The sequence below is a fragment of the Kribbella sp. NPDC058245 genome, assembly GCF_042882005.1.
Taxonomy (GTDB): domain Bacteria; phylum Actinomycetota; class Actinomycetes; order Propionibacteriales; family Kribbellaceae; genus Kribbella.
Window position 1 is genome coordinate 72,339 of record NZ_JBHVWY010000015.1, and the last position, 24,122, is coordinate 96,460.

At 67.5% G+C, this 24,122-nt stretch carries 25 protein-coding genes; 9 read left to right on the top strand and 16 right to left on the bottom strand.

The window, feature by feature from the left end:
* Window positions 1-313: 313 nt before the first annotated feature.
* Genes ACFVWG_RS30610 through ACFVWG_RS30620 form a run of 3 tightly spaced genes read right to left on the bottom strand, consistent with a single transcriptional unit; the run spans window position 314 to window position 2,774 of the window.
* Entirely contained in the window at window positions 314-799 is a 486-nt protein-coding gene (locus tag ACFVWG_RS30610; protein ID WP_391546910.1) for a methylated-DNA--[protein]-cysteine S-methyltransferase, read from the bottom strand.
* On the bottom strand, window positions 796-1,323 hold the full coding sequence (locus tag ACFVWG_RS30615; RefSeq protein ID WP_391546911.1) for a GNAT family N-acetyltransferase: 528 nt from the start codon (window positions 1,321-1,323) through the stop codon (window positions 796-798). Before ACFVWG_RS30615 ends, ACFVWG_RS30610 begins: the two co-directional genes overlap by 4 nt.
* Window positions 1,324-1,331: 8 nt before the next feature.
* Complete coding sequence (locus ACFVWG_RS30620) at window positions 1,332-2,774, bottom strand: AlkA N-terminal domain-containing protein (RefSeq protein ID WP_391546912.1); 1,443 nt, start codon at window positions 2,772-2,774, stop codon at window positions 1,332-1,334.
* Between the two features lie 176 nt (window positions 2,775-2,950).
* Between ACFVWG_RS30620 and ACFVWG_RS30625 the strand changes: the two genes are divergently transcribed.
* From ACFVWG_RS30625 to ACFVWG_RS30640, 4 genes are all read left to right on the top strand, one after another.
* Window positions 2,951-3,682, top strand: coding sequence for an SDR family oxidoreductase (locus ACFVWG_RS30625; RefSeq protein WP_391546913.1), 732 nt, complete (start codon window positions 2,951-2,953; stop codon window positions 3,680-3,682).
* A gap of 138 nt (window positions 3,683-3,820) precedes the next feature.
* The gene (locus ACFVWG_RS30630) at window positions 3,821-4,609 is read left to right on the top strand and encodes an LLM class flavin-dependent oxidoreductase (protein WP_391546914.1); all 789 of its coding nucleotides are present in this window, start codon (window positions 3,821-3,823) and stop codon (window positions 4,607-4,609) included.
* A gap of 67 nt (window positions 4,610-4,676) precedes the next feature.
* Window positions 4,677-5,678, top strand: a complete 1,002-nt coding sequence (locus tag ACFVWG_RS30635; RefSeq protein WP_391546915.1) for a LacI family DNA-binding transcriptional regulator — start codon at window positions 4,677-4,679, stop codon at window positions 5,676-5,678.
* 37 nt (window positions 5,679-5,715) lie between these two features.
* Window positions 5,716-8,259 carry a glycogen debranching protein gene (locus tag ACFVWG_RS30640; RefSeq protein WP_391546916.1) on the top strand — a complete coding sequence of 848 codons (2,544 nt, stop codon included), beginning with the start codon at window positions 5,716-5,718 and terminating at the stop codon, window positions 8,257-8,259.
* Between the two features lie 361 nt (window positions 8,260-8,620).
* Here ACFVWG_RS30640 and ACFVWG_RS30645 read toward each other — a convergent pair whose 3' ends face one another.
* Genes ACFVWG_RS30645 through ACFVWG_RS30655 form a run of 3 tightly spaced genes read right to left on the bottom strand, consistent with a single transcriptional unit; the run spans window position 8,621 to window position 10,649 of the window.
* Window positions 8,621-9,379 (bottom strand): hypothetical protein, encoded by a 759-nt coding sequence (locus ACFVWG_RS30645; RefSeq protein WP_391546917.1) that lies wholly within the window; start codon window positions 9,377-9,379, stop codon window positions 8,621-8,623.
* Complete coding sequence (locus tag ACFVWG_RS30650; RefSeq protein WP_391546918.1) at window positions 9,376-10,290, bottom strand: ATP-binding cassette domain-containing protein; 915 nt, start codon at window positions 10,288-10,290, stop codon at window positions 9,376-9,378. The genes ACFVWG_RS30645 and ACFVWG_RS30650 overlap by 4 nt, the downstream gene beginning before the upstream one ends.
* Complete coding sequence (locus ACFVWG_RS30655; RefSeq protein WP_391546919.1) at window positions 10,290-10,649, bottom strand: GntR family transcriptional regulator; 360 nt, start codon at window positions 10,647-10,649, stop codon at window positions 10,290-10,292. The genes ACFVWG_RS30650 and ACFVWG_RS30655 overlap by 1 nt, the downstream gene beginning before the upstream one ends.
* A 173-nt stretch (window positions 10,650-10,822) precedes the next feature.
* Between ACFVWG_RS30655 and ACFVWG_RS30660 the strand changes: the two genes are divergently transcribed.
* Complete coding sequence (locus tag ACFVWG_RS30660) at window positions 10,823-10,996, top strand: hypothetical protein (protein ID WP_391546920.1); 174 nt, start codon at window positions 10,823-10,825, stop codon at window positions 10,994-10,996.
* Here the strand turns inward: ACFVWG_RS30660 and ACFVWG_RS30665 are convergent.
* From ACFVWG_RS30665 to ACFVWG_RS30695, 7 genes are all read right to left on the bottom strand, one after another.
* Window positions 10,993-11,658 (bottom strand): GPP34 family phosphoprotein, encoded by a 666-nt coding sequence (locus tag ACFVWG_RS30665; RefSeq protein ID WP_391546921.1) that lies wholly within the window; start codon window positions 11,656-11,658, stop codon window positions 10,993-10,995. The genes ACFVWG_RS30660 and ACFVWG_RS30665 overlap by 4 nt on opposite strands.
* The gene (locus ACFVWG_RS30670; RefSeq protein ID WP_391546922.1) at window positions 11,651-11,866 is read right to left on the bottom strand and encodes a hypothetical protein; all 216 of its coding nucleotides are present in this window, start codon (window positions 11,864-11,866) and stop codon (window positions 11,651-11,653) included. The genes ACFVWG_RS30665 and ACFVWG_RS30670 overlap by 8 nt, the downstream gene beginning before the upstream one ends.
* A 9-nt stretch (window positions 11,867-11,875) precedes the next feature.
* Window positions 11,876-12,787, bottom strand: coding sequence for an SPFH domain-containing protein (locus tag ACFVWG_RS30675; protein WP_391546923.1), 912 nt, complete (start codon window positions 12,785-12,787; stop codon window positions 11,876-11,878).
* 626 nt (window positions 12,788-13,413) lie between these two features.
* Window positions 13,414-14,103, bottom strand: coding sequence for an aminotransferase class IV (locus tag ACFVWG_RS30680; protein WP_391546924.1), 690 nt, complete (start codon window positions 14,101-14,103; stop codon window positions 13,414-13,416).
* A 10-nt stretch (window positions 14,104-14,113) separates the two neighbouring features.
* Window positions 14,114-15,451, bottom strand: coding sequence for an aminodeoxychorismate synthase component I (gene pabB, locus ACFVWG_RS30685; RefSeq protein ID WP_391546925.1), 1,338 nt, complete (start codon window positions 15,449-15,451; stop codon window positions 14,114-14,116).
* A 42-nt stretch (window positions 15,452-15,493) separates the two neighbouring features.
* Window positions 15,494-16,270, bottom strand: coding sequence for a methyltransferase domain-containing protein (locus ACFVWG_RS30690; RefSeq protein ID WP_391546926.1), 777 nt, complete (start codon window positions 16,268-16,270; stop codon window positions 15,494-15,496).
* A gap of 72 nt (window positions 16,271-16,342) precedes the next feature.
* Window positions 16,343-17,047 (bottom strand): metal-dependent transcriptional regulator, encoded by a 705-nt coding sequence (locus ACFVWG_RS30695; protein ID WP_391546927.1) that lies wholly within the window; start codon window positions 17,045-17,047, stop codon window positions 16,343-16,345.
* 273 nt (window positions 17,048-17,320) lie between these two features.
* Between ACFVWG_RS30695 and ACFVWG_RS30700 the strand changes: the two genes are divergently transcribed.
* From ACFVWG_RS30700 to ACFVWG_RS30715, 4 genes are read left to right on the top strand one after another with little or no spacing between them, the layout of a single operon-like run.
* The gene (locus ACFVWG_RS30700) at window positions 17,321-18,622 is read left to right on the top strand and encodes a cryptochrome/photolyase family protein (RefSeq protein WP_391546928.1); all 1,302 of its coding nucleotides are present in this window, start codon (window positions 17,321-17,323) and stop codon (window positions 18,620-18,622) included.
* 56 nt (window positions 18,623-18,678) lie between these two features.
* On the top strand, window positions 18,679-19,071 hold the full coding sequence (locus tag ACFVWG_RS30705; protein ID WP_391546929.1) for a GntR family transcriptional regulator: 393 nt from the start codon (window positions 18,679-18,681) through the stop codon (window positions 19,069-19,071).
* Window positions 19,068-19,946, top strand: a complete 879-nt coding sequence (locus tag ACFVWG_RS30710) for an ABC transporter ATP-binding protein (protein WP_391546930.1) — start codon at window positions 19,068-19,070, stop codon at window positions 19,944-19,946. Before ACFVWG_RS30705 ends, ACFVWG_RS30710 begins: the two co-directional genes overlap by 4 nt.
* A complete protein-coding gene (locus ACFVWG_RS30715; protein WP_391546931.1) occupies window positions 19,943-20,986 on the top strand; it encodes an ABC transporter permease subunit in 1,044 nt (347 codons plus the stop codon). Before ACFVWG_RS30710 ends, ACFVWG_RS30715 begins: the two co-directional genes overlap by 4 nt.
* On the opposite strand, the gene ACFVWG_RS30720 is transcribed toward ACFVWG_RS30715, so the two are convergent.
* The 3 genes from ACFVWG_RS30720 to ACFVWG_RS30730 form a co-directional block, all read right to left on the bottom strand.
* On the bottom strand, window positions 20,952-22,211 hold the full coding sequence (locus ACFVWG_RS30720; protein WP_391546932.1) for an APC family permease: 1,260 nt from the start codon (window positions 22,209-22,211) through the stop codon (window positions 20,952-20,954). The genes ACFVWG_RS30715 and ACFVWG_RS30720 overlap by 35 nt on opposite strands.
* Before the next feature lie 135 nt (window positions 22,212-22,346).
* Window positions 22,347-23,180 carry a ketose-bisphosphate aldolase gene (locus ACFVWG_RS30725; RefSeq protein ID WP_391546933.1) on the bottom strand — a complete coding sequence of 278 codons (834 nt, stop codon included), beginning with the start codon at window positions 23,178-23,180 and terminating at the stop codon, window positions 22,347-22,349.
* A 9-nt stretch (window positions 23,181-23,189) separates the two neighbouring features.
* Window positions 23,190-24,095 (bottom strand): 1-phosphofructokinase family hexose kinase, encoded by a 906-nt coding sequence (locus ACFVWG_RS30730; RefSeq protein ID WP_391546934.1) that lies wholly within the window; start codon window positions 24,093-24,095, stop codon window positions 23,190-23,192.
* Between the last annotated feature and the right edge of the window lie 27 nt (window positions 24,096-24,122).

The following is a 24,122-nucleotide window of genomic DNA, read 5'->3' on the forward strand; positions in this document are numbered from 1 at the left end:
CAACCGAGGTTAAGTCGCTTGCGTCCGAAAACACGCCGACGGTGCACTGCGGTCCTTCGGACGTTACGCGGGAAGCGGAGCTAACGTCCGAAAACGCGGAGACGGGCCCTCCGCCCCTTCGGACGCAACCGAGGTTAAATCGCTGACGTCCGAAAACACGCCGACCACGCCCTCCACCTCTTCGGACGCAACCGAGGTTAAGTCGCTTGCGTCCGAAAACACGCCGACGGTGCACTGCGGTCCTTCGGACGTTACGCGGGAAGCGGAGCTAACGTCCGAAAACCCGGAGACAGGCCCTCCGGTCTTTCGGACGTTAGAAGAGGGCGTCGCCGCGTTCGTGGTCCAGGAGGGCTTGTTTGCGATGGAGGCCGCCGCCGTAGCCGGTGAGGTTGCCGGTGGAGCCGACGACGCGGTGGCAGGGGACGATGATGCTGACCGGGTTCTTCCCGTTCGCCAGGCCGACGGCGCGGGAGGCACCCGGGACCAGGCCGAGTTCGCGGGCGATTTCGCCGTACGTCGTGATCTCGCCGTACGGGATAGCTTTGAGTGCTGTCCAAACGCGTTGCTGGAAAGGGGTTCCGGCCAGATGCAGCGGTACGTCGAAGGTGGTGCGTCCGTGCGCGAAGTACTCGGTCAGCTGCTCGGCGACCGCCGGCAGAACCGCATCGTCACGATCGCCGAAGGTCTCGATCGGGGGTTGATGGCGGTGCTGTTCCATGTAGAGACCGGCCAACTCACCCGCCTCGGTTGAGACCAGGGTGAGTGGCCCGACCGGACTGTCCATCATGGCGTAGGTCATCGGCTGATCCGGTAGAGGACGTGCGGCCGCAGCGGGTGACCGTCGGGCAGACGCGGGTGGTAGAAGTCGGCGGAGTGGATCATCCCGATGCGCTGCATGACGCGCTGGGACGGGACATTGGTCGCAGCAGTGAACGAGATGATCTCGCTCAGGCCGGCCGGGCCGAAGCCGATGTCGAGCACGGCACTGGCCGCCTCTGTCGCGTAGCCGTTGCCCCAGGCACCTTTTGCCAGGCGCCAGCCGATCTCGACGCCGGGCAGGAAGTCCGCCTCGAAGGTCGGTACCGCCAGGCCGGTGAAGCCGATGAACTGACCCGTCTCCCGGACCTCCATCGCCCACAGTCCCCACCCGCGGTCGGCGATCAGCGCGGTCTCGCGGTCGATCAGCGCGTCGCTCTCTTCGCGGGGCCGGACGCTCGGGAAGTACCTCATCACCTCCGGGTCTGCGTTCAGCGCGGCGAACGGCTCCCGGTCGGAGTCGCGCCACTGCCGCAGCAGCAGCCGGTCGGTGGTCAGGTCGGACATGCTCACTCCTATTCCTGCGGAAGCTTGTTGATGGCGTGGTCACCGGTCGCCCACAGATACTGGACGGCGTACGCACGCCAGGGCCGCCACGCGCGTGCATGCTCCGTCAGCGGTTTAGGGGCCTCAGGCAACCCCAGGTCGCGAGCGGCGTACCGGATGCCGAGGTCGCTGGCCACGAACGCATCCGGATCACCCAACGCCCGCATCGCGATCGACTCAACTGTCCACGGACCAATGCCTGGCAACGCGGCAAGCTGTTCACGCGCGCGATCCCAGTCGGCGCCGGCGCCGAGGTCGATCCCGCCCGCGGCGAGCGTCTCGATCAGCGTCGTGAGCGTCGTACGGCGGGACTTCGGAAAGGCCAGTGTCTCCGGATCCAGCCCCGCCAACGCCTGCATGGTCGGAAATAGATGCGTCAGCCCACCAGCCGGATCCTCGATCGGCTCACCATGCTGGAGAACCAGCCGGTGCGCATGCGTCCGAGCAGCCGCCGTCGACACCTGCTGTCCAAGCACCGCCCGTACGGCGAACTCCTCGCCGTCCACCGTATGAGGAACCCGGCGACCCGGCGCCTTCGCAACCAACGGAGCGAGCACGGGATCAGTGCTGAGCAACTCGTCGACCGCCTCCGGATCGGCGTCCAGATCGAGCATCCGGCGGCACCGGCTGATCGCGATCGCGAGATCCCGCTGGTCGGTCAGCGCCAATTGGCAAGCGATGTGATCCGGCATCGGCTTGAGCGCGACCACCCCATGACCGTGCGGCAGCCGCAGCGTGCGGCGGTAGTAGCCGTCGCGCCACTCCTCGACGCCCGGTACGCCGGTCGCGATCAGATGACCGAAGAGGTTGTCGGGGTTCAGGGGCGCGCGGAATGGCAGTCTGAGCGAGATCGTGCCGGGCGCGACAGCCGCCGTACCGCGTCTTCCTCGGAGCTCCGTTGGAGACAGCGCGAAGACCTCTTGCACGGTCTCGTTGAAGGTCCGCACGCTGGAGAACCCGGCAGCGAAAGCGACATCAGCCATCTGCAGGTCACTGGTCTCGATCAGCAACCGCGCGGTCTGAGCGCGCTGCGCCCGCGCGAGCGCGAGCGGTCCAGCCCCCAACTCAGCCAGCAACTGTCGCTGCACCTGCCGCACGCTGTAACCGAGTTGCGTCGCCAACCCCGGTACGCCGTCGCGGTCGACGACCCCATCGGCGATCAGCCGCATCGCCCGGGCGACGAGGTCGGCCCGGTCGTTCCACTCCGGCGACCCTGGACTCGCATCCGGCCGGCACCGCTTGCACGCGCGGAACCCAGCCTGCTGCGCGGCCGCGGCGCTCGGATAGAACTCCATGTTCTTGACCTTCGGCGGCACCACCGGACAACTCGGCCGGCAGTAGATCCGCGTCGTCAGCACCGCAGTGAAGAACCACCCGTCGAACCGTGCGTCCTTCGACTGCACCGCCCGCACACACCGCTCCCTGCATTCATACACAAGCACCAGCATCCCCGCTGCCACCGACAGTCTCTAGCGGTTTTACGACATCGAGGTGTAGCGAACAATGTCTGATAGCGAAAATGCGACGTCGGTTCCTGGCGTCGCATTCCCGCCGGAACGCAGGCAGCCGATCGCCTGAAGTAGAACCCATGAACGCATTGCTGAACAAGAACGCTCTCGTCACCGGCGGCAGCCGCGGGATCGGCGCGGCGACCGTGATCGCCCTCGCCGAGGCCGGCGCCGATGTCGCCTTCACCTACAACAGTTCCCCGGACGCGGCGACCGCCGTACTGAAGGAGGTCGAGCGCCTCGGCCGCCGCGGCTTCGCCATCAAGGCCGAGGCAGCCGCCGTCGCGAACGCCGTACGGGAGGCGCATGGATCTCTGGGCGGACTGGACATCCTCGTCAACAACGCAGGGGTCGGCGCGATCGGCCCGATCGGCGGTTTCACGCTCGCTGATGTCGACCGGGCGCTCGCCGTCAACGTGCGCGCCGTGTACGCCGCCAGCCAGGCGGCAGCACCTCTGTTGACCGACGGCGGCCGGCTGATCCACATCGGCAGCTGCGCGGCCGCTCGGGTAACCGGGCCCGGCATGACGCTGTACGCGATGACCAAAGCCGCTCTCGTCGGCCTCAGCAAGGGTCTGGCGCGCGAGTTGGGCGAGCGGCACATCACCTCGAACGTCGTCCAGCCCGGCCCGATCGATACCGACATGAACCCCGCCGACGGCCCGTACGCCGACCCGCAGATCGAGCACCTGGCGCTCGACCGCTTCGGCACCCCTGCCGAGGTAGCGGCCGCCATCACCTACCTGGCCGGCCCGCACGCCGCCTACATCACCGGCACTGAACTAACCATCGACGGCGGTCACGCCGCCTAAAGCGGACGCCAGCCACCCACTAACCGTTCGGCGAGGTCGATTCCAGAGGACGGCTGAGCGTGGCCGCGCCTTGGCGCCGGAGGTTAGTGGGTGCTGGCGGTCGGCCCACTGTCGGTAGGGCCCGCTAGCGTCGGGTCCATGCGCTACTCGGTGACGGTGGGAGCGGTCGGGGCTGGGCGGGATCCGCGGGGGTTGGCGGAGTTGGCTCGGGTGGCGGAGGACTCCGGGTGGGACGGGATGTTTCTCGAGGACTATCTCGTCTATCAGGGGGATGCTTCGGAGCCGACGTGGGATCCGTGGGTTTGTCTGGCGGCGATGGCGGTGGCTACGTCGCGGATCAGGATCGGTACGACGGTGACGCCGCTCCCCCGGCGTAGTCCGTGGACAGTGGCGGCCGAGGCGGTGGCGCTGGATCACCTGTCGGGTGGCCGGTTCGTGCTGGGGGTGGGGATTGGTGATCCTGGGGATCCGTTCATGCCGCGGCAGCCGCCGCGGGTGCTGGCGGAGATGCTGGATGAGGGGCTCGAGGTGATCGACCGGCTGTGGTCGGGGGCGCCGGTGACGTTCACGGGGAAGCACTACCAGGTGGATGGCGCGCAACTGACGGCTCGACCCGTACAGGAGCCGCGGATTCCGGTGTGGGTGGGCGGGAATCTGCTGGTGCCGGCAGTCCGGCGACGCATTGTGCGTTGGGACGGGACTTGTGCGTACAAAGGAAGCACAGACGCACCGCAGCAGCTGACGCCGGACGACGTACGGCGCTTGCTGGCGGAGCGCGGTGAGGTCGACGGGTTCGACGTGAAGGTGAGTGGCGGGGACCCGGCAGCGTTCGCGGACGCGGGGGCGACCTGGTGGGGCCGGTGGATTCCACCGTTGCCGGTCGCGGAGACGGTGGCGATCGTGCGCGGCGGGCCACCGAGACGTTGACACCTGGGTGCGGTCAGAGGCAGACTGCTGGGGATTTTAACGTTCAAAACGCCCGCGGGAGGTTGCTGTGGCCACGCTAAAGCAGGTCGCCGCGCACGCGGAGGTCTCGGTCCAGACGGTGTCGAACGCGTTGAACGCACCACATCGGCTGCGGCCGGACACACTCGCGCGGGTCAATCGGTCGATCGAGCTGCTCAACTACCGGCCTAATCGTAACGCCCGCAGCCTGCGAACGAGCGCGGTCGAGCTGATCGGGTACTGCGTTCCGAGCTGGCCGAGCCGGACGCATCTCGTGATGGACCAGTTCCTGCACGCCTTGTGCGCGGCCGCGGAGAGCACCGGTCGGCACATCCTGCTCTTCACCGCACCACCCGGTGTCGACGGCATGCCGACGTACGACGATCTGCACGCGCGGCGGCTCGTGGACGGGTTCGTGCTGTCGCAGACCGAGACGCGGGACCCGCGGCACGGGTGGTTGAAGGACAAGAAGATCCCGTTCGTCTCGTTCGGCCGGGTGTGGAAGGAGACCACGCAGCCGGGGCCGTGGGTCGATGTCGACGGTGCGGCCGGTTCGGGGCTGGCGGTTCGGCATCTGCACGAGACCGGGCGGCGCCGGATCGCGTTCATCGGCTGGCCGAAGACCTCCGGTCTCGCCGAGGATCGCCTCGACGGCTGGCGAACCGCCTGCACAGCCTTGGGACTGCCGACGACCGGGCTGGCCGTGCACTGCACCGAAGACACCCTCGACGAGGGCGCCCGCGCCGCGGCCGAGCTGCTGGACGGCCCCGAGCCGCCGGACGGAATCGTTGCCCTGAGCGACATTCTCGCCCTCGGCGTCCTCCGCGAACTGACCCGCCGCGGCCTCACTCCGGGAGTCGACCTCGGCGTCACCGGCTTCGACGACTCCCCCTTGGCCGACGTCGTCTCCCCCGGCCTGACCAGCCTGCGCCAGCCGATGGACGACATCGCCGCCGAGCTGATCACCATCCTCACCGACCCACCCGCAGGCCCCACCGAACGCCTGCTGCTCCCCGAACTAGTGGTCAGAGGCAGCACAGCCCCTGGCTGATCCGGTGCCCGATGCGCCGGAGAAGGAGGAACCCGCCATGACTCCCCGACTACCTGGCCTGACGATGCTTGCGGTCACCGCTCTGCTGGCAGGCGCAGCAACAGCCACTGCAGGCAAACCACCCCCACAACCAACTCCCCACGAACTGTCCGAAAGCTCGCGTCTTCCCGATCGGCGTTCGCTGGTCGTCGGCGATCGGGCTTATGCGATGGGCGACGAGTCCGGGCTCTACCCGGCAACCGGCTGGCACATTCGCGGCGAGATGGGCGGGTTCTGGACGCAACCCATCAAGCTGCTGGACGGTTTGTGGTTCGGGCTCGACGGCAAGTGGCTGGGGACGGACACCGCCGCGGCCAAGTACACGAGCGGCCACGGATACAGCCGGATCGATTACAACGGTGCGGTGCAGGTACGCCGTACCGACTTCGTGCCGGATGGTTTACGCGCAACGCTCGTCGGCCTGACGCTCACCTCGGCCACGGCGAAGACGGTCAGCCTCGACGTGGACGCGCACTCGGAGTTGATGTCGTCGTACCCGTGGGGCTGGACGACGCCCAGCGCGGCCGACGCCAATCTGCCGGACACCGGTGCCTACAGCAACGGTTCGCTCCAGTTCCGCGACCGGGACTACGCGGCGTACGTCGGATCGTCCCTGCGTCCGACGAACCACACGCTCGGCCCGAACCAGCGCGGCCCGCAAGACCCCGCTGTCATCTGCCCAGCCGACGGTACGACGCCCGCGCGGTGCGACGACTCGTTGGTGGGCAAGGGAACCGGTGGCCGGCTCACGTACGACGTCGCCCTGAAACCGGGTCGTGAGCAGACCATCTGGTTCGCGGTCGCCGGGTCCGATGCTGGGCCTTCCGCGGCGCAGCGCGAGTATCAGCGTGCACTCAGCAACCCCGGGAAGTTGCTGCAGGCAAAGGCCGCAGCGCGACAGCAGATCGATCAGATGTCCGCAGTGGACCTGCCTGGTGACCGGCTGCTGCAGCAGAGCGTCGAGTGGAGCAAGCAGAACCTGGCCGACTCCGTGCAGGAGGCGCGCAACCTGCAGGTCCGCGACGTCAACGAAGGCAAGGACTACCCGGCCCCGGTCGGTACCGTCGACACCGCGCGCTGGTTCGGCGCCGGCTTCCCGGACTACCCGTGGCTCTTCGCGACCGACGGCGAGTACACGTCGTACGCCGCTGTCGCGGCCGGCCAGTTCGACACAGTCAAGGCACATCTCAAGGCACTGCGGGACATCAGCGATCTGCTCAACGCGCGCAGCGGGAAGGTCGCGCACGAGATCGTCCCGACCGGCGACGTGTACTTCGGCTCCAACCAGAGCGCGGGCAATACCGACGAGACGGTGAAGTTCCCGAGTATCGTCGCGCTGCTCTGGCGATGGACTGGCGACGACCGGTTCCGCGACGACTTCTACGATTTCAGCGTTCGCAACCTGCAGTACGTCTATCGCGAACTCGACAAGGACAAGGACGGTTGGCCCGAAGGTCTCGCGAACGTCGAACGCTCCGGCATGGGCGCGGAGAAACTCGACAGCACGGTCTACCTCGCGCGCGGACTGCGCGATCTCGCCGACCTGGCCGCTTCCCGCCACGACAGCAAGGTCGAGCAGTGGGCGACTGCTCGCGCGAAGGACGTCGAGGCGCGATTCGAGGCTCAGTGGTGGGTCCCGCAGGCTCTCGGGTACGCCGATTCGATCGACGACCCCGCGAATCCGGCCAACGACAACACCCCGATCTTCCAACGGCACTGGACAGGCGTCACGCCGATGGAGGCCGAGCTGGTCCGTCCCGGCCAGCCGACGTCGCCGCTCGCATCTGCGGAGAATGCCGCCACGGCGCTCACCCAACGCGAGAGGCCTTGCTACACAGGCGAATTCGGCCTGTACCACACCGGCACCGGACCGACCTCGGACCCGGCGGGCAATCCGGGCGCGTCGTGCGACCCGGTCGTCTCGCAGGTGAAAAGCGAGCGCAGCATCTTCTCGCTCAACACCTCCATCATGGCGGTTGCTGAAGGCAACTACGGACGGCTCGGCGCGAACCAGCAGCAGGTCTACACGACCGGCAACGCGCGGATCCAGCTCGACCCGAAGGTCTGGGAGACTCCGGGCGCGATGCCGGAGATCGCGCCGTCACCGGACTCCGCGGCGAACATCGGCCGACCGTTCTACGACCGGTCGATGACGCTGCAGGCGTGGGGAACGTACGGCATCCTCTGGCCGGTGATCCACCAGCAGCTCGGCGTCGACCCGGATCTCGGTCACGGCCGGGTTTCCGTCGTACCGCAGATCCCGGCCGGTCAGCCGAAGGTGGCCGGGAGCAACATCCGGCTCGGCCGTGGGTCGATCGATGTCTCAGCAAGCCTTACAGGTAAGGAGTTGCGGACCGATCTGTCCGTTCACAACGTCAAGGCGACCTTCACGGTCGGCGCGGTGATCCCGGTCGGCGCGAAGCTCAACCATGTAACGCTCAACGGCCGCGCCACGCCGTACCAGGTGGTCCGGACCGCGCGCGGGACCGAGGTGCACGTGACAGCTCGCGATTCCGCAATACTGCGGATCGTGCTCGGCTGACATATCGAGACGGAGGGGTCTCACTGACAAAGTGGGGCCCCTCCGAGTATGAGTCGGAGGGGCCCAACAAGCTGAAGGAAGGTGACGTCTCCAGCCTCCCGAGCCAGATCCGTGGGACCGGCAGACCCCGTCACCGGTCTACCTCGGTGGGGATCCCCACCGCTTGGGTCCTCGGTTTCCGTTCGACCCGCCGCTCCTCGAGAGAACAGCGTGTCGACATTTCTACCGCCGCCGATGGCGGTCGCACAACCCTTTCCAGACAACAGTTCTCGTGATCTGGCGACTCTCTGCGTGTCGTCCACAGTGAGCACGCAACCATCCACAGAACGCAGCTGAGTTATACACATGCCCTGTGCATAACTCAGCCCTTGGCGGGCTTGAGGGCCATCGGTTGCAGAACGCGATAACCGACGTACAGACCGAGTGCGGTGACCAGAGCGACCACCGGTACGGCGATGGCGAGTGACGGGCGGTGATAGCCGAGCTCGGACAACGGGTTACCGAGCCACTGCGAGACCAGCAGGAACTCGGTCGCCGCGGCCGGGACCAGCGACACCGGGGCCAGCGCCAGCCCGCGCCAGAAACCGAACCGGTAGAAGGTGACCCCGAGCAACCAGCCTGTTGCCTCGTGCGAGACGACGAGCAGCCCGAACTCGGCGAGGATCAGCCAGACCTGCGACGTACTGGAGAACAGGTGCAGGTTCTCCATCGTCTGCGCCCAGCCTTGCGAGTCGTAGACCACTCGCTCGATCTGGTAGCCGACCACCCAGATCACCGCGGTCATCAGCGCGGCCGCGGTCAAGAAGATGCTCGAGGCAACCGAGAACATCCGCCGGGTGACCCCTTGGGCGACCATCGCGTTCACGTACGTCGGAACCACGCTGATGCCGACCGCCAGTGAGAAGTATTTCGGCGACTGGGTGCCGTAGTCCCAGATGCTGTGGCCGGTGCCGTCAGTGATGAACTGGACGATCAGTCCGCCGGCCATGAAGACGATCAGCATCACCGCCCAGTAGACGAGCAGCATCGGCCGCGATCCGACAGTCATGGCGGTCAGCACCATGCGGAGGCGCCGGCCGTCGGTAACGCCGCGCGGCAGGGTTGCAGTCGCTGTGCTCACGAGCGGGTTCCCTTCGATGCCGGGGCAGTGAGATGGACGAAGAGGTCCTGGAGACCGACCGGCCCGACCTCGAGACCGGCTGAGGCTGCTTGCGCGAGCAGCGCAGGGTCGAGGTCGCCGAGAACCGTTGTGGACTTAGTCCCGCCGAGCTTCTCCTCGGCCAGCACCGTGAGCCCGATGGTGAACTCGTCGACCGTCCTGGCTGGGCCTACGACCGCCGCACCGCGACCGCGCAACGCATCCACCGGCGATTGGGTGACGAGCCGGCCGTTGTCGAGGATGACGACATCCTCCAGCAGCGTGCTCACCTCGTTGACCAGGTGCGTGGACATCACGATCGTCCGCGGCACCTCGACGTAATCGGCGAGCAGGGCGTCGTAGAACGCCGTACGGGATGGGACGTCCATGCCGAGGTAGGTCTCGTCGAAGATCGTCAGTGGAGCCCGGCTGGCCAGGCCGAGCACGGCGGCCAGCGCGGACTTCTTCCCGCGGGACAGCTTCTGCATCCGCTGGTTCGTCGGTACCTCGAAGCGGTCGAGGAGCTCACCGGCCAGGTCGGCGCTCCAGTACGGGCGCAGACTCTCGGCCAGCGCGAGCGCATGCCGGACCTGGAGGCTGCCGGCCAGGTCACCGGATTCACGGATCAGGCAGATCCGGCTGGTGACGACCGCGTTCTCGTACGGAGCGAGCGGCGTACCGATTCCGGCGCCTTCCATCAGGACCTGTCCGTCATCGGGTTGCCGGAAGCCGGCCAAGACGGCGGCGAGTGTGCTCTTGCCGGAACCGTTGCGGCCGAGCAGTCCGTGGATCTTCCCGGGCGCCAGGCGTAAATCCAGGCGATCGAGGGCCGGGGTACCGGCGAAGTGGACCGACAGATTCTCGGTGCGTACCGAGAGGGCGGTGGCTGCCATCACGAGCCTCCGAACGTACGGATGTAGTGGATAACGTCCCGCAGCGGGACACCGAGCGCCTTGGCCTCGCGGATCACCGGCTCCACCACGTCGCTGAAGAACACTTCCTTGCGGTCGGAGCGCAGCAACTCGCGCGCGTTCGGGCTGACGAACATCCCGATCCCGCGCTTCTTGTAGAGCACGCCCTCGTCGACGAGCTGCGCGAACCCCTTGGCAGCGGTCGCCGGGTTGATCCGGTAGAACGCGGCGTACTGGTTCGTGGACATCACCTGCTCGTCCTCGGCGAGGGCGCCGCTGACGATGTCGTTCTTGATCTGCTCCGCGATCTGCAGGTAGATCGGGCTGCGTTCGTCGAACATCACGGCCTCACCTCCCCCGGTTCTTAGACTCTTAGACTCTTAGACTCTTAGGTTCTTAGGTTCATTACTTAACCAACGAACCATAGCACCACAGCCACGGTCGGCGCTCAGGTCAATTGCGATTGCGGTACGACGACCGCGCGGCGGCCCGCGCGGCCACTAGCGTCACTCCCATGAACGCTCACGAGAACGATCTGCAAGCAGCCAAGCTCTTCGCGGAGCAGGCGGCGACCACAGCGGCCAAGCTGAAGGCCGGAACCTACGACGCGGTCGCCGCCCTGGCGCTCACCTCGATCGCGCACAGCCTCAGCGTGCTGGCCACCCGCTCAGCCACCCCGCAGGACTAGCCTGCGCTGCTGGACTGGAACGACTTCTTCAGGGCCGGGACCACCGGGCCGACGCGAACCGTCAACTGGGCAAGGCGATCCTTGTGCCGCGTGCGCAGCTCCTTGGGGATCACGATGCGCAGATCAGCGGTCGACGCCAGTACGGCGAGAGCCGCGTCCCGGAGGTCGATCCGGGTGACGAGGCGCGACGGCCGCAGTACGTCGGTAGTCCGTTGCAGCAACTGACGTCGTACCAGCGGCTGGCGGATCGTGATGCGGTCGGCCGGGATCAGACCGAGGATCCGATGTGGTTCGACCCGGATCAGCTGAGTCCGGGCGAGGTCGTCGCGCACGTCACGCACGATCGCGCGTTGCCGGCGGTCGATCCAGGTCCGCCATTTGCGCGATCCCGTCGTACCGATCTCGGTGAGGATGCCGGCCAGGATCTCGTCGTTGGGCGGTTTTGCTTTGGTCACCTGGGCCCGACCGTTGTCATCGGCAAGGTTTCCGCGGAGCTGCAGGTCGATCAGCGCGGCGGCTCGCAAGGTCTTGCCCAGCTTCGAGCGACCGGTCAGCCGACCCTTCGCGGGATCGTAAGCCAGTAAGAAGATTCGCGCGGCCAGGGCCTCCGGCGCCGCGGCCGGTCCGACCCGCGCGGGCCGCTTCGGTAACGCCCTACTCATCATCACTGTCGCCCTCCTTGGCCGGTCGGCCGGGCCGCCGGAGCTTGCCGACACCGGACGGGAGCCGGCCGGCCTCGGCCAGCGCCCGCCGGAGCAGAAACTCGATCTGAGCGTTGGTACTGCGCAGGTCGTCGGCCGCCCAGCGGGCGAGCGCGTCGTGCACTGCGGGATCCAGCCGGAGCAGGATCTTCTTACGTTCGGCAGCCATGTCGGCCGCTCACTGGTAGAGCGAACCGGTGTTGACCACAGGCTGCGCATCGCGGTCCCCACACAGCACCACGAGCAGGTTGCTGACCATGGTCGCCTTGCGCTCCTCGTCGAGCTCGACCACGTTGTGCTCGGACAGCCGATCCAGCGCCAGCTCGACCATGCCGACCGCACCCTCCACGATCCGCTGCCGGGCCGCGACGATCGCACCGGCCTGCTGACGACGCAGCATCGCCTGGGCGATCTCCGGCGCATAGGCCAGGTGCGTGATCCGTGACTCGATGACATGCACGCCGGCCGCCTGGACCCGCGCACCGATCTCGGTCGACAGAGTCTCGGTGATCTCGTCAGTGCTGTCCCGCAACGACAGTCCACCGTCATCGGTGTGCACGTCGTACGGATAACTGTTGGCGATGTGCCGGACCGCAGTCTCGGTCTGGATCGCCACGAACTCCACGAAGTCATCCACCTCGAACATCGCCTGCGCAGTGTCCTGCACCTGCCAGACCACGACGGCCGCGATCTCGATCGGGTTGCCGTCGGCATCGTTGACCTTGGCAACGGCCGTCTCATGGTTCCGGATCCGGGTGGAGACCTCGCGCCGAGTGGCGATCGGGTTCACCCACCGCAGCCCGTCGGTGCGGAGCGTCCCGGCGTACCGGCCAAGGATCTGCAGCACCCGCGCCCGCCCCGGCTGCACCGGCGTCAACCCGGCGGCGAGGATCGCCCCCACCACGAACGCAGCCGCCCCGAGCACGACGATCGCAGTAGTCCCACTCCCCAGCCCCACCGAGAACAGAATCAGTCCACCAACCACCAGCACGAACGAGGCACCCGCCATCGGCCACCCGTTCACCTCAGCCGCAACCCGCTCACTCACCTTCGGCTTCGGCATCTCCACAACACCCTCGACCTCAACCATCACCCGCTCCTCTCGTCTATCTCAAAGGTAGCAAAGTGATATCACATTTACAACCGGCCCACCCCGACCTTGAGCACGGCCCAACCACCTGCCCGTCCCAAAAGTGGTCGACCGGTGCCCAAAGTGCGCCGCCCCTCCAACCTTGAGCACCGCTCAACCACATCCGCAGGCGACACGTTGACGGGTGCTCAAGGTGCGCCGGTACGACGTTGTGCACCGCTCAACCACCTACCCCGCCCCGAACGTGGTTGGCGGGTGCTCAAAGTCGGCGGCTCACCGCTAGCGTCCGAATGATCGGAGGGCGTAGTCGGCGTGTTTTCGGACGTTAGCGGCGCTGGGCGCGGTCGGGATCGCTTTGCGGATGATTGCTGCCGCTATGTGCATCAGGACTCCGCCAATCCTCAGCCGCAGCACCGCGGCCGCGCAGTACTGCGGGTCGAGCCCGCAACGTCCGAAGGACCGCACGCCATGTCTCCGGGGCTTCGGACGTTGGGCGCGCGGCCGTGTGGCGGTACCGACCCGAGAACCCATTTGGTGGGCCCGCCCATGGGGTTGTGGGTGGGCTAGTCGCATGCGGTGGGTAGACCCACAGGCGGATGGGTCAGCCCATCAAATGGGATCAGGGGTCAGAGGCGTCGGGTTAGGGCGGTTAGGTGGGACTGCCAGTCGTCGGCTGGGGTGTTGGGGAGGGGGTCTATTGGGGAGTCGTTCCAGGCGTGGATGGGGCGGATGCCGTGGAGGGCGTTCAGGAGCCAGGTTTCTGTCGACTCGAGGTCGGCGGGGGTGCGTGCGTGTTCGGCGACCGGTACGCCTTGGGTGGTGGCGATTTGGCGGAGGAGGGCGGCCGTGACCGAAGGGAGGAGGGGGCGGTCGCTGGGTGGGAAGCAGAGGGTTTCGCCTTCCCACCAGGCGATCGCGGAGTATGCCGCTTCAAGGACGGTGCCGTCGGCATCCAGCAGCACGATCTCGTCGGCACGATGCGGGGCGGCCTCTTTGAGTTTGCCGAGGAGTTCGAGGTCGGGGCCCTTGGTGCGGGGGGCGGTTCGGGGGTCTGGGCCTTCGTGGACGGCGACGCGGACTCGGCCGCCGGTGGTGGGGGCGGGGCGGCGCTGGACGGCGAGTTCACCGTCGTCGTGGAGTTCGAAGCGGGGGAACCAGCGGCCGAAGCCGGGCAGGCGTCGTACCTGCTGTTCCCAGAAGGGCGCCGCGTCGACGCCGGCCGCCGCGCACGAGCCGACGAACCGCGCGCGGTGCAGGTCGATCCCCCGCACTGCACCGTCGGTCACCAGGAACGAATCCGCCACCTGCAATCCCATACCCACCCCTTTAGTTCGCCCCGACCGTGGCCGTTGCCTTGAGCACCATTTCGTCGTACTCCGCGACCGGGTCGGAGTCGAGCACGATCGCTCCCCCGGCTCCGATCACCGTCCCGTCCGGTGTCAGTACTGCCGTCCGGATCACCACGCTGAGGTCCGCACGACCGTCGACCGTGAGGTAGCCGAGGGCTCCTGAGTAGACACCGCGGGCGCTCGGCTCGAGTTCGTCGAGCAGCTCCATCGTGCGGATCTTCGGCGCCCCGGTCATCGACCCGGGCGGGAAACAAGCCCGTACGGCGTCAACCGCACTCACGTCGGACCGAAGTTTGCCGCGGACCGTGGTGACCAACTGGTGCACGGTGCGGTAGCTCTCGACTTGCATCAACTGCGGTACCTGCACGGATCCGGGCTGACTGACCCGGCCGAGGTCGTTGCGGATCAGGTCGACGATCATCAGGTTCTCGGCGCGGGTCTTCTCGTCCTCGGCCAAGGACTTCGCCGCCACCTGGTCCTGGAACGGGTCCAGGTCGCGCGGAGCCGTCCCCTTGATCGGGCGGCACTCGGCCCAGCCGTCCGCGTCGACGGTCAGGAAGCGCTCCGGAGACGAGCTGGCGACGGCCAGTTCGCCGTACCGGAGGAAGGCGGCGTACGGCGCTGGGTTGGTGGCGCGTTGCCAGCAGAAGAAGGCGAACGGATCGGGTACGGCGGGGAGCCGGACGCGGTTGGTGAGGCAGACCTCGTACGTCTCGCCGGCCTCGAGTGCGGTCATGCAGCGGGCGATCGCGGCCAGGTACGCCGGTCGGTCGAGCTCAAGGTGGGCTTCGAGATCCAGGTCGGCGAGCGCAGGGCGAGTCACCCCGGACATCGACCAGTCAGCGGCTGCGCGCTCGGCGCGATCCAGCCAGTCCTCTGCCGAAGCCGGGCCGATGGCAACCAACAAGGTGAGATCGCGGTCGTGGTCGATCACGATGAAGCGGTCGGCCCAGATCCACAACGCATCCGGAGTCGTCGCTCGGCGGTTCGCCGTACCGCCCGTGAGGGCTTTGAGTTCGTAGCCGAAGTAGCCGACGTACCCGCCGTTGAAGTAGCCGTCGAGGACCTGCGGCGGTTCACCGGTACGAGCGGCGAGAAGCGCCTGCAGTTCGGCGAACACATCGCCGTCGGCTGCGTCGCGGACCAGGACGTCGGAGCCCGTTCCGAGGACTGAGATCCGGCGTACGGCGCGATCGGTCAGACTGCCGTCGAGCCAGAACGCGACCGGCTCACCAGCCAGCAGCTCGCGGTAGACCGTCTCACCGTCGAGCGCCCGGTCCACGGTCCGCACGGACCAGCTCAGCGCAGCACCCACAGGCACACGCTACTTCCCCGCGGTGCCTGATTCATCAGGCGGTCAACCGGTGAGAGCGACCTTCCCTCGCATCGCCGTGATCCGACGGATCGGGATCGCGACCTCGAGCCCGTCCTTCGACTCGGCCCGGTCCGCGAGCCACTCGCTGGCGGTGTCGCGGCGGGCGTCCGGCGTACCGGGCAGGTAGAGCGCGTTCACCAGCCGGCGGGCGTCGTCGGCGCTGCGGATCGTGTACACGTATCGCTCGCGCTGACTCTCCATCACGTCGAACCCGGCATGCCGCAGCTTGTCCTTCAGCTCGGTGATCTCCCCACCGGCCGGGAACTGCGGCGTCGACCGCAGCCGCGTGGTCAGCCCGCTCAGCGTCCGGATGTCGCCGCGTCGGAGCGGGCGCACGGCCGGGACGATCGCGGCCAGCACGCCGCCGCGGCGCAGTACCCGCGCAGCCTCAGCCAGTACGTCGGGGAGCGGCTGCAGCACCATCAGGCCCATCGAACACGTGACGACGTCGAAGACCTCGTTCGCGAACGGCAGATGCAGAGCGTCGGCCTGGACCTTCGGACCGGGTGCGCCGGCGAGCTGCGCGGCGTTGTTGTCGACGCCGACCACCCACCGCCCGTACAACTCACGAGCGACCGGGCCATTGCCACAGGCCAGATCGAGGATGCGCCGGGACTCACCGGAGACGGCACGGACCAGCCATCGGTACGGCGTATGGTCGCCGGCGGTGGCGCGGGACAACAGGGCTTCGGTGCTGCCCGGGGCCGCGGTGTGGAACTCCCGCAGGTACTCCGGCCAGTCGATGACGTTTTCGGACATTTCAGCGAGACGGTACCCGCTGAGCACTCGTCGTACCGCATCGAGTGCTCAGCGTTAACGTTCCTTTGACGCTCAGACCACGCTGACGAAGATGTGACCGGCGGTCTCGTCGCTGATCACGCCGCCGGCTTCCCGGCTGCCGACCAGGACGCCCTCGGCGTCCAGCGCGGAGTCGACCTCGCGGCCCGGCAGCGCGCCCGCCTTGCGGAGCACCGCCATCGCGCTGTCATCGGTCTGCACCGGCTCGGCGATCCGCCGGACCAGCACGCGGACCGATTGACCGGTCGCCTGGTCGAGCACCTTGTCCAGCGGCTCGACGCCGATCCGGAAGTCCTCGATCCCACTGGCCTGACCGTCGGTGAGCAACTCCTCCAGGCCGGGAATCGGGTTCCCGTACGGCGACTCGGTCGGGTTGTCGAGGATCTTCAGCAGCCGCAGCTCGACCGCGTCACTCATCACGTGCTCCCACCGACAAGCCTCGGCGTGCACGTCCTCCCACTCGAGCCCGATCACATCGACCAGCAGCCGCTCGGCCAAGCGGTGCTTCCGCATCACCCGGACAGCCTGCTTGCGGCCGACCTCGGTGAGCTCGAGGTGCCGGTCACCCTCCACCGTCACAAGCCCGTCGCGCTCCATCCGCGCCACCGTCTGACTGACCGTCGGCCCGGATTGGTGCAACCGTTCGGCGATCCGCGCGCGCAGCGGCAGGATGCCCTCTTCTTCCAGCTCGTAGACGGTCCGCAGGTACATCTCCGTGGTATCGATCAGCTCGCTCACGACAACCATTCTCGCCTATGGAGGCAACCCTTACCCAATTCCGACGCGAGCACCGGTAGCACGCTGCCGCCAGATCGTGTAAAGGACCCCTCACTCCTGGCACGCGCTCTCCCCGGTGAACGCCCACCGGCGTACCTGTGCCACTGACCAATCCCGCTTGGTGGGGCTCGCTCAGGCGTGGCGATCGCCCACGAACAGGGTTGATCAGTGCTGGCGGTCCGCTGCGGCAACGAGCCGGTTTGCTTTCGGGCGGGCAGGCAACAGGATGAAGCGATGAACACAGCAGTGATGTGGTTCCGGCGGGACCTGCGACTGAGTGACAATCCGGCGCTCCTGGACGCGGTGAGCGCCGGCGACGGGAAGGTGCTCGGCGTTTTCGTCGTGGATCCCCTGCTGTGGAAGCGATCCGGCGACCCCCGCCGCGAACACCTCGCCACCTCACTGCGCGCCCTCTCGAAGAGCATGGGTGGTCGCCTCGTGATCCGCTCCGGCGATCCGGCGACCGTGATCCCCAAGCTCGCCGACGACATCGGTGCCACCAGCGTCCACATCAGCGCGGACTACGCGCCGTACGGGCAGACTCGCGACAGCGAAGTTGAAGCATCATTGAAGTGCCCGCTGATCAAGACCGGTTCGCCGTATGCGATCGCTCCGGGCCGGATCTTCACTCAGCAGGATCGGCCGTACCAGGTGTTCACTCCCTACTTCCGCGCCTGGCTCGAGCACGGCTGGCGGCAGCCCGTCGATGCCCCGAGCAACGTCCAATGGATCAAGGCCGACAGCGAAGACCTGCCCCATGGCACGATCGAAGGCGCAGGTGAGGACGCGGCGCGCGAGCACTGGCTGACCTACCTCGACGATGTCGCCGAGTACGACGACGTCCGCGACCGGCCCGATCTCGACAGCACGTCGCGAATGTCGATCCCGTTGAAATACGGCGAGATCCACCCGCGAACCATGCTCGCCGACCTCGCCCGCAAGCGCAGCCAAGGCGCGGACTCCTACCGGCGTGAACTCGCGTGGCGTGAGTTCTGCGCCGATCTCCTCGCGCGCCATCCGCAGGCTGCATGGAAGCCGCTCAGACCAGAGTTCGACAAGATGCAGTACGACGAACCTGGCGACCAACTGACCGCTTGGCAGCAAGGCCTTACCGGCTACCCGATCGTCGACGCCGGCATGCGGCAACTCGCGGCCGAGGGGTTCATGCACAACCGCGTCCGGATGGTCGTCGCGTCGTTCCTGGTGAAGGACCTTCATGTGCACTGGAAGTACGGCGCGCGCTGGTTCATGCAGTCCCTGTACGACGGTGACCTCGCCTCGAACTCACTCAACTGGCAATGGGTGGCCGGCTGCGGGGCGGACGCGTCGCCGTACTTCCGGATCTTCAACCCGACCACCCAAGGCCTGAAGTTCGACCCGAAGGGCGAGTACGTGCGCCGGTGGATTCCCGAACTCCGCCACCTCGACGGCAAGAGGGCGCACGAAGGGAGCGCCGACGGCTATCCCGAGCCGATCGTCGATCACGCCGAGGCCCGCCGCGAGGCGCTCAGAAGGTACGACGCGATCAAGGCTTGACGCTCTCCAGCTCCACACCCCTATAGTAATAGGTAACTAGATGAATGGGGTTGGAGATGATCGAGTTCCACCTGGACGGCCGGTCGGGGGTGTCGCCGTACCAGCAGATCGTGCAGCAGGTGCGGAATGCGCTCCGGCTCGGCCTCCTGCGGGAGGGCGACCAGTTGCCGACCGTGAAGGATGTGGTCGCCGCGCTGGCGATCAACCCGAACACGGTGCTCAAGGCGTACCGCGAACTGGAGCATGAGGGCTTGGTGCAGGCCCGGCCCGGTCGCGGGACGTTCGTGACCAAGACGCTCACCGACAACACGCTCGCCGCCCACGGACCGCTCCGTATGGACCTGCAGCGCTGGCTCACCAAGGCACGCAAGGCAGGTCTGGACGAGGAGAGCATCGAGGCGTTGTTCCTCACCACCTTTCGGACCGCCGCTCACGAGGACATCGCGTGACCGCGGCGCTGAAGGCTCACGGGTTGGGCAAGAAGTACGGCCGCCGGTGGGCACTGACTGACTGTGAACTCGAGGTCCCGTCCGGACATGTCGTCGGACTGGTCGGGCCGAACGGCGCGGGCAAGAGCACGTTCCTCAACCTGTCGGTGGGAATGCTCACGCCGACGACCGGATCGGTCGAGGTTCTCGGCGCACCGGCGGGCACGCAGCAGGCGAAGGTGGGGTATGTCGCTCAGGACACCCCGACCTACAGCCGGCTCAGCGTCGCCGACCACCTCAAGCTCGGCGCCCGCCTCAACTCCAGTTGGGACGAAAGCCTTGCCCAGCAACGGATCCAGCGGCTCAGGCTGGATCCGAAGCAGCGGGCCGGCAAGTTGTCCGGCGGGCAGCGCGCCCAGCTGGCGCTCACGCTCGGGCTGGCCAAGCGACCCGACCTGCTCATCCTCGACGAACCGGTCGCCGCACTCGATCCGCTGGCCCGCAGGGAGTTCCTGCAGGACCTGATGGAGGCCGTGGCCGAGCAGGAGCTCAGTGTCGTGCTCTCCTCGCACCTCGTCTCGGACGTGGAGCGGTCCTGCGACTACCTGGTCGTGCTGGTCGATTCACGCGTCCAGGTCAGCGGCGAGATCGACAGCCTGCTGGCGACTCACCACCGGCTCACCGGACCCCGCCGTACGGCGAAGGAGCTCCCCAGCGATCAGTACGTCGTGACCGAGAGCCACACCGACCGCCAGTCGACGTTCCTGGTCCGCACCGATCGGCCGATCCTCGACCCGGCATGGTTGGTCACCCAACTGACGCTCGAGGATCTGGTCCTGGCCTACATGGGTCGCGAACTGCAGCCCGACCGTCCTGTTCTGGAGGTGCAGCGATGATCTGGCTGACCTGGCGGCAGTTCCGCATCCAGTTCCTGGTGATCGCCGCAGTGGTTCTCGCAGCCGCGATCGCGCTGGCCGCGACCGGTCCGGGCCTGCTCGACGACTACCACCAACTGGCCGGCGACTTCATCAAGAACCTCGGCTACGAACGGTTCAATCCGCTGCTGTACAACGCCGGCCTGGTGCTCCTGTACGCCGCACCTCCCGTGATCGGCGCCTTCTGGGGCGCACCGCTGATCGCGCGGGAGCTGGAGGCCGGCACTCACCGGCTTGTCTGGGGGCAGAGCATCTCGCGGACTCGCTGGCTCGCGACCAAGCTCGCGGTCACTGGGCTGAGCGCGGTCGCCATCACCGGGCTGCTCAGCCTCGCGGTGACCTGGTGGGCGGACCCGATCGACGATGCGCTCAACGCCGGTCAGGGGTCGAACACCTTCCTGCCGAGGATGTTCCCGGTGACGTTCTCCGCCCGCGGGCTGGTCCCCATCGGGTACGCCGCGTTCGCGTTCGCGTTCGGTGTCGCCGCCGGACTGGTCATCCGCCGTACCCTCGTCGCCCTGGCGGTCACGCTCGCCGTGGTGATCCTGGTGCAGATCGTCACGCCGTCGCTGATCCGGCAGCACCTGATCACGCCGACCGAGCTGAACGTCGTCGCGACCCAGGAGAACGTCCGCGGGTTCATGCTGACCGACGTCCAGGGCGGCGATCCGAGAGTCAAGGCGCTGGAGGTCACCAGCGCATCGATCGGCGCCTGGAAGATGCATGACCAGACCGTCGACAAGTCCGGCGCCGCGATCAGCGTCCTGCCGGAGTGGGCCATCAAGTGCGGCCCGGAGGTCCCCCGCGGTGCAGCAAACACCCCCGCCGAACAACAGGCCTGCTACCAGCGCCTGGCCGACGAGGGCTACCACCAGAACATCAAGTACCTCGCCGCCGACAAGTTCTGGCCTCTGCAGTGGCGTGAGTTCGGACTGTTCCTGCTGTTGGCGTTCGGCCTTGTCGGCTTCAGCTTCTGGCGGATCCGGAAGGACCTCTCCTAACGAGTCGCCGTACCAGCATCGCCGCGCCCAGGGAGCCGGCAGCCACCACCGCCGACACCCAGGGCAACGTGACAGCGAGGACGACACAACCCAACAGGCCGACCACGTTGAGGGCCCGGGGCCAGCGACGCTGGTCGGCCGGTTGGGTGAACGCCGAGATGTTGGCGATCGCGTAGTACAGCAGAACACCGAACGACGAGAAGCCGATCGCACCGCGGAGATCGGTGGTGAGAACCAGGATGCCAACCACCGCGGCGAGCACGACCTCGGCGCGATGCGGCACCTGGTACCGCGGATGCACCGCAGCCAGCCACCCTGGAAGATCGTGGTTGCGCGCCATCGCCAACGACGTCCGCCCGATTCCTGCGATCAGCGCCAGGAGCGCACCAAGGCTGGCGAGCACCGCACCGGCACGGACGACAGGCACCGCCCAGGCCGATCCGGCCGCATCGACCGCTGCGGCCAAGGGCGCCGTACTGCTGGCTGGATCGATGACACGCAGCAGAGTGAGACCGACGAGCAGGTAGACGACGACGGCGATCGCCAGCGCGATGAGGATCGCGCGCGGGATCGTGCGCGCGGGATCGCGAACCTCCTCCCCCATGGTCGCGATCCGTGCGTATCCGGCGAAGGCGAAGAACAAGAGTCCGGCCGCCTGCAGCACGCCGTGTACCGAGGCGTCAGCAAGGACCGGTACGGCGCGGGCCGAGCCGTTGGTGCCGAGCAGAACCACAACGAGCGCCAGCACGGCCAACGTGCAGGTGACGAGAATCTTGGTCAGCTTGGCGGTCCTGGTCACGCCGCGGTAATTCACCGCCGCGAGACCGGCGACGGCGAGCAACGCGATCAGCCGTCGGGCCCACCCGCCCGCCGGAATCGCATAGGTGGCGAACGTCAACGCCATCGCCGCACACGACGCCGTCTTGCCGATGACGAAACACCATCCGGCGGCGAACCCCCACCACTCCCCCAGGCGTTCCCTGCCGTAGACATAGGTCCCGCCCGCGACCGGATAGACCGCCGCGAGCTGCGCCGACGACGCGGCATTGCAGTAGGCGACGACCGCGGCGATCGCCAGCCCGATCAGCAGGCCGGACCCAGCCGCCTCCGCGGCCGGCTGCCACACCGCGAACACCCCGGCACCAACCATCGAGCCGACCCCGATCGCGACGGCGTCGCTCAGCCCAAGCCGGCGCGCGAGCCCGGGTTGGGGCACGTCAGTCATCTGCCGTCGTCGATCCTCTGCTGGCCTCGGCGGACCTCCACCACTGATCAACCTCCCGATCCAGTGCGTGCGCAGCCTCTGCTGAGCGTGAACCGCATCGATCGAGCAACGTTAGTGAGTGGGGGCGGTCCGTCACTAGGCCTTCAGGAGGACGAGGAGGCGGGCGACCTCGGTGGCGACTGCGTCTCGGGCGGGGCCTAGGTACTTGCGGGTGTCGACCAGGGACGGGTTGTCGGCGAGGGTTTGCCGGACCGAGGCCGTGAAGACGTTGTTGAGGTGGGTCGCGATGTTGACCTTGGTCATGCCCGCTTCAACCGCGCGGGTCAGGTCAGGGTCAGCGACACCGGACGAACCGTGCAGAACCAGCGGTACGGCGACTGCCGCGTGCAACTCGGCGATCAGGGCGAAGTCGAGCGAGGCGGTCCGCTCGGTCATCGCGTGGGACGAGCCGACGGCGACGGCGAGGGCGTCGACGCCGGTGGCCTCGGCGAATGCGACCGCCTCGTCGGGGCGGGTCCGGGCGCCGGGGGCGTGGACACCGTCCTTGCCACCGACCTCACCGATCTCGGCCTCGACGAAGACGCCGTGGTCGTGGCAGAACTTGGTGACCTCGGTGGTCGAGGCGACGTTCTCGGCGTACTCGAGTTTCGAGGCGTCGTACATCACCGACGTGAAGCCCAGCTGGACCGCCTCGGTGACGAGGTCGCGGTCCATCGCGTGGTCGAGGTGAACGACCACCGGGACGGTCGCGGCGGCCGCTGCGGCCAACGTGGCAACGCCGATCGGCTTGAGCGCGCCGTGGTACTTCACCGCGTTCTCGCTGATCTGCAGGACGACCGGCGTACCGGCTTGTTCCGCCCCGGCGATCAGCGCGGTGGCGTGCTCGAGCTGGATGACGTTGAACGCACCAACCCCACGACCGGCCTTGGCGGCGGCCAGCACAACCTCAGCTCCGGAAACCAACGGCATGAAGTTCTCCTATTCAACAGAAACTAGAGGTTGCCAGCGGCGGTAAGCGTCGAGATCGATGTCTCCGGCAACGGGTGTGAGCACCGCTGCGGCCGACGCCGCGACAGCAGACTTCAGTACGACGGACCAGTCGGGCTCAGATGAGTCCGCGATGGCGGCGGCGACAACCGCCGTACAGGCATCTCCGGCGCCAGTCGGGTTGCCGCTGACGCGTTCGACCGGCGATGCGCGCCACACGCCCTTGTTGCTAGCAGCAACCATCCCGCGCGCGCCGTCGGTGATGACCGCGGCTTTCGCGCCCAGGGCAACCAACTGGCGCGCACCGTCCTCAACCGTGCCGTCACCAACGGCTTCACGCAGTTCGGCCGCATTCGAGCGAACAACCGCGCCGGCCTTCGCTGCGGCGAGCAACGCTTCACCTCCGGCGTCAATGACAGTCAGTACGTCGTGATGCCGCGCCCGGACTGCGATTTCGGCGTACGCATCGGCCGGGAGTCCGGGCGGGATGCTGCCTGAACAGGCCAGCACACCAAGGCGTCCCCATGGCATCCGCTCGCCGAACGCCCGCCATTCATCGGCGGAGATCGACGGGCCCACCTCGTTGAAGATCGTCGCGTCGCCGTCGACACCGTTGACGATGGCAACGGTTCGCCGGGTCTCCCCCGCGATCGGCGTCAGCAGGGCAGTCAGGCCGGCATCGACCAGTTCGGCAGCAACCGCTTCACCAGTGACACCACCGACGAAGCCCAGCACGAGCACCTGATTTCCAAGCGCCGCCGCGACCCGCGCGACGTTCACACCCTTGCCGCCAGCACGCTCTCGAATCGCCGCGACCCGATGGCTGCCGCCGACAACCAACTCATCGACGTTGTACGTAACGTCCAGCGCCAGATTGAGCGTGACAGTGCCAACCATATTCGAGCCCCGCCCCACCGCCCCGAT

What these genes read in the sequence shown, in the direction of transcription:
- ACFVWG_RS30675 (WP_391546923.1), bottom strand. Translation starts at nt 12,787, where the DNA reads ATGGTTGAGGTCGAGGGTGTTGTGGAGATGCCGAAGCCGAAGGTGAGT.
- ACFVWG_RS30690 (WP_391546926.1), bottom strand. Translation starts at nt 16,270, where the DNA reads ATGTCCGAAAACGTCATCGACTGGCCGGAGTACCTGCGGGAGTTCCAC.
- ACFVWG_RS30720 (WP_391546932.1), bottom strand. Translation starts at nt 22,211, where the DNA reads ATGACTGACGTGCCCCAACCCGGGCTCGCGCGCCGGCTTGGGCTGAGC.
- ACFVWG_RS30730 (WP_391546934.1), bottom strand. Translation starts at nt 24,095, where the DNA reads ATGGTTGGCACTGTCACGCTCAATCTGGCGCTGGACGTTACGTACAAC.
- ACFVWG_RS30665 (WP_391546921.1), bottom strand. Translation starts at nt 11,658, where the DNA reads ATGAGTAGGGCGTTACCGAAGCGGCCCGCGCGGGTCGGACCGGCCGCG.
- ACFVWG_RS30615 (WP_391546911.1), bottom strand. Translation starts at nt 1,323, where the DNA reads ATGTCCGACCTGACCACCGACCGGCTGCTGCTGCGGCAGTGGCGCGAC.
- ACFVWG_RS30650 (WP_391546918.1), bottom strand. Translation starts at nt 10,290, where the DNA reads ATGGCAGCCACCGCCCTCTCGGTACGCACCGAGAATCTGTCGGTCCAC.
- ACFVWG_RS30655 (WP_391546919.1), bottom strand. Translation starts at nt 10,649, where the DNA reads ATGTTCGACGAACGCAGCCCGATCTACCTGCAGATCGCGGAGCAGATC.
- ACFVWG_RS30660 (WP_391546920.1), top strand. Translation starts at nt 10,823, where the DNA reads ATGAACGCTCACGAGAACGATCTGCAAGCAGCCAAGCTCTTCGCGGAG.
- ACFVWG_RS30640 (WP_391546916.1), top strand. Translation starts at nt 5,716, where the DNA reads ATGACTCCCCGACTACCTGGCCTGACGATGCTTGCGGTCACCGCTCTG.
- ACFVWG_RS30625 (WP_391546913.1), top strand. Translation starts at nt 2,951, where the DNA reads ATGAACGCATTGCTGAACAAGAACGCTCTCGTCACCGGCGGCAGCCGC.
- ACFVWG_RS30700 (WP_391546928.1), top strand. Translation starts at nt 17,321, where the DNA reads ATGAACACAGCAGTGATGTGGTTCCGGCGGGACCTGCGACTGAGTGAC.
- ACFVWG_RS30610 (WP_391546910.1), bottom strand. Translation starts at nt 799, where the DNA reads ATGACCTACGCCATGATGGACAGTCCGGTCGGGCCACTCACCCTGGTC.
- ACFVWG_RS30725 (WP_391546933.1), bottom strand. Translation starts at nt 23,180, where the DNA reads ATGCCGTTGGTTTCCGGAGCTGAGGTTGTGCTGGCCGCCGCCAAGGCC.
- ACFVWG_RS30680 (WP_391546924.1), bottom strand. Translation starts at nt 14,103, where the DNA reads ATGGGATTGCAGGTGGCGGATTCGTTCCTGGTGACCGACGGTGCAGTG.
- ACFVWG_RS30715 (WP_391546931.1), top strand. Translation starts at nt 19,943, where the DNA reads ATGATCTGGCTGACCTGGCGGCAGTTCCGCATCCAGTTCCTGGTGATC.
- ACFVWG_RS30670 (WP_391546922.1), bottom strand. Translation starts at nt 11,866, where the DNA reads ATGGCTGCCGAACGTAAGAAGATCCTGCTCCGGCTGGATCCCGCAGTG.
- ACFVWG_RS30705 (WP_391546929.1), top strand. Translation starts at nt 18,679, where the DNA reads ATGATCGAGTTCCACCTGGACGGCCGGTCGGGGGTGTCGCCGTACCAG.
- ACFVWG_RS30630 (WP_391546914.1), top strand. Translation starts at nt 3,821, where the DNA reads ATGCGCTACTCGGTGACGGTGGGAGCGGTCGGGGCTGGGCGGGATCCG.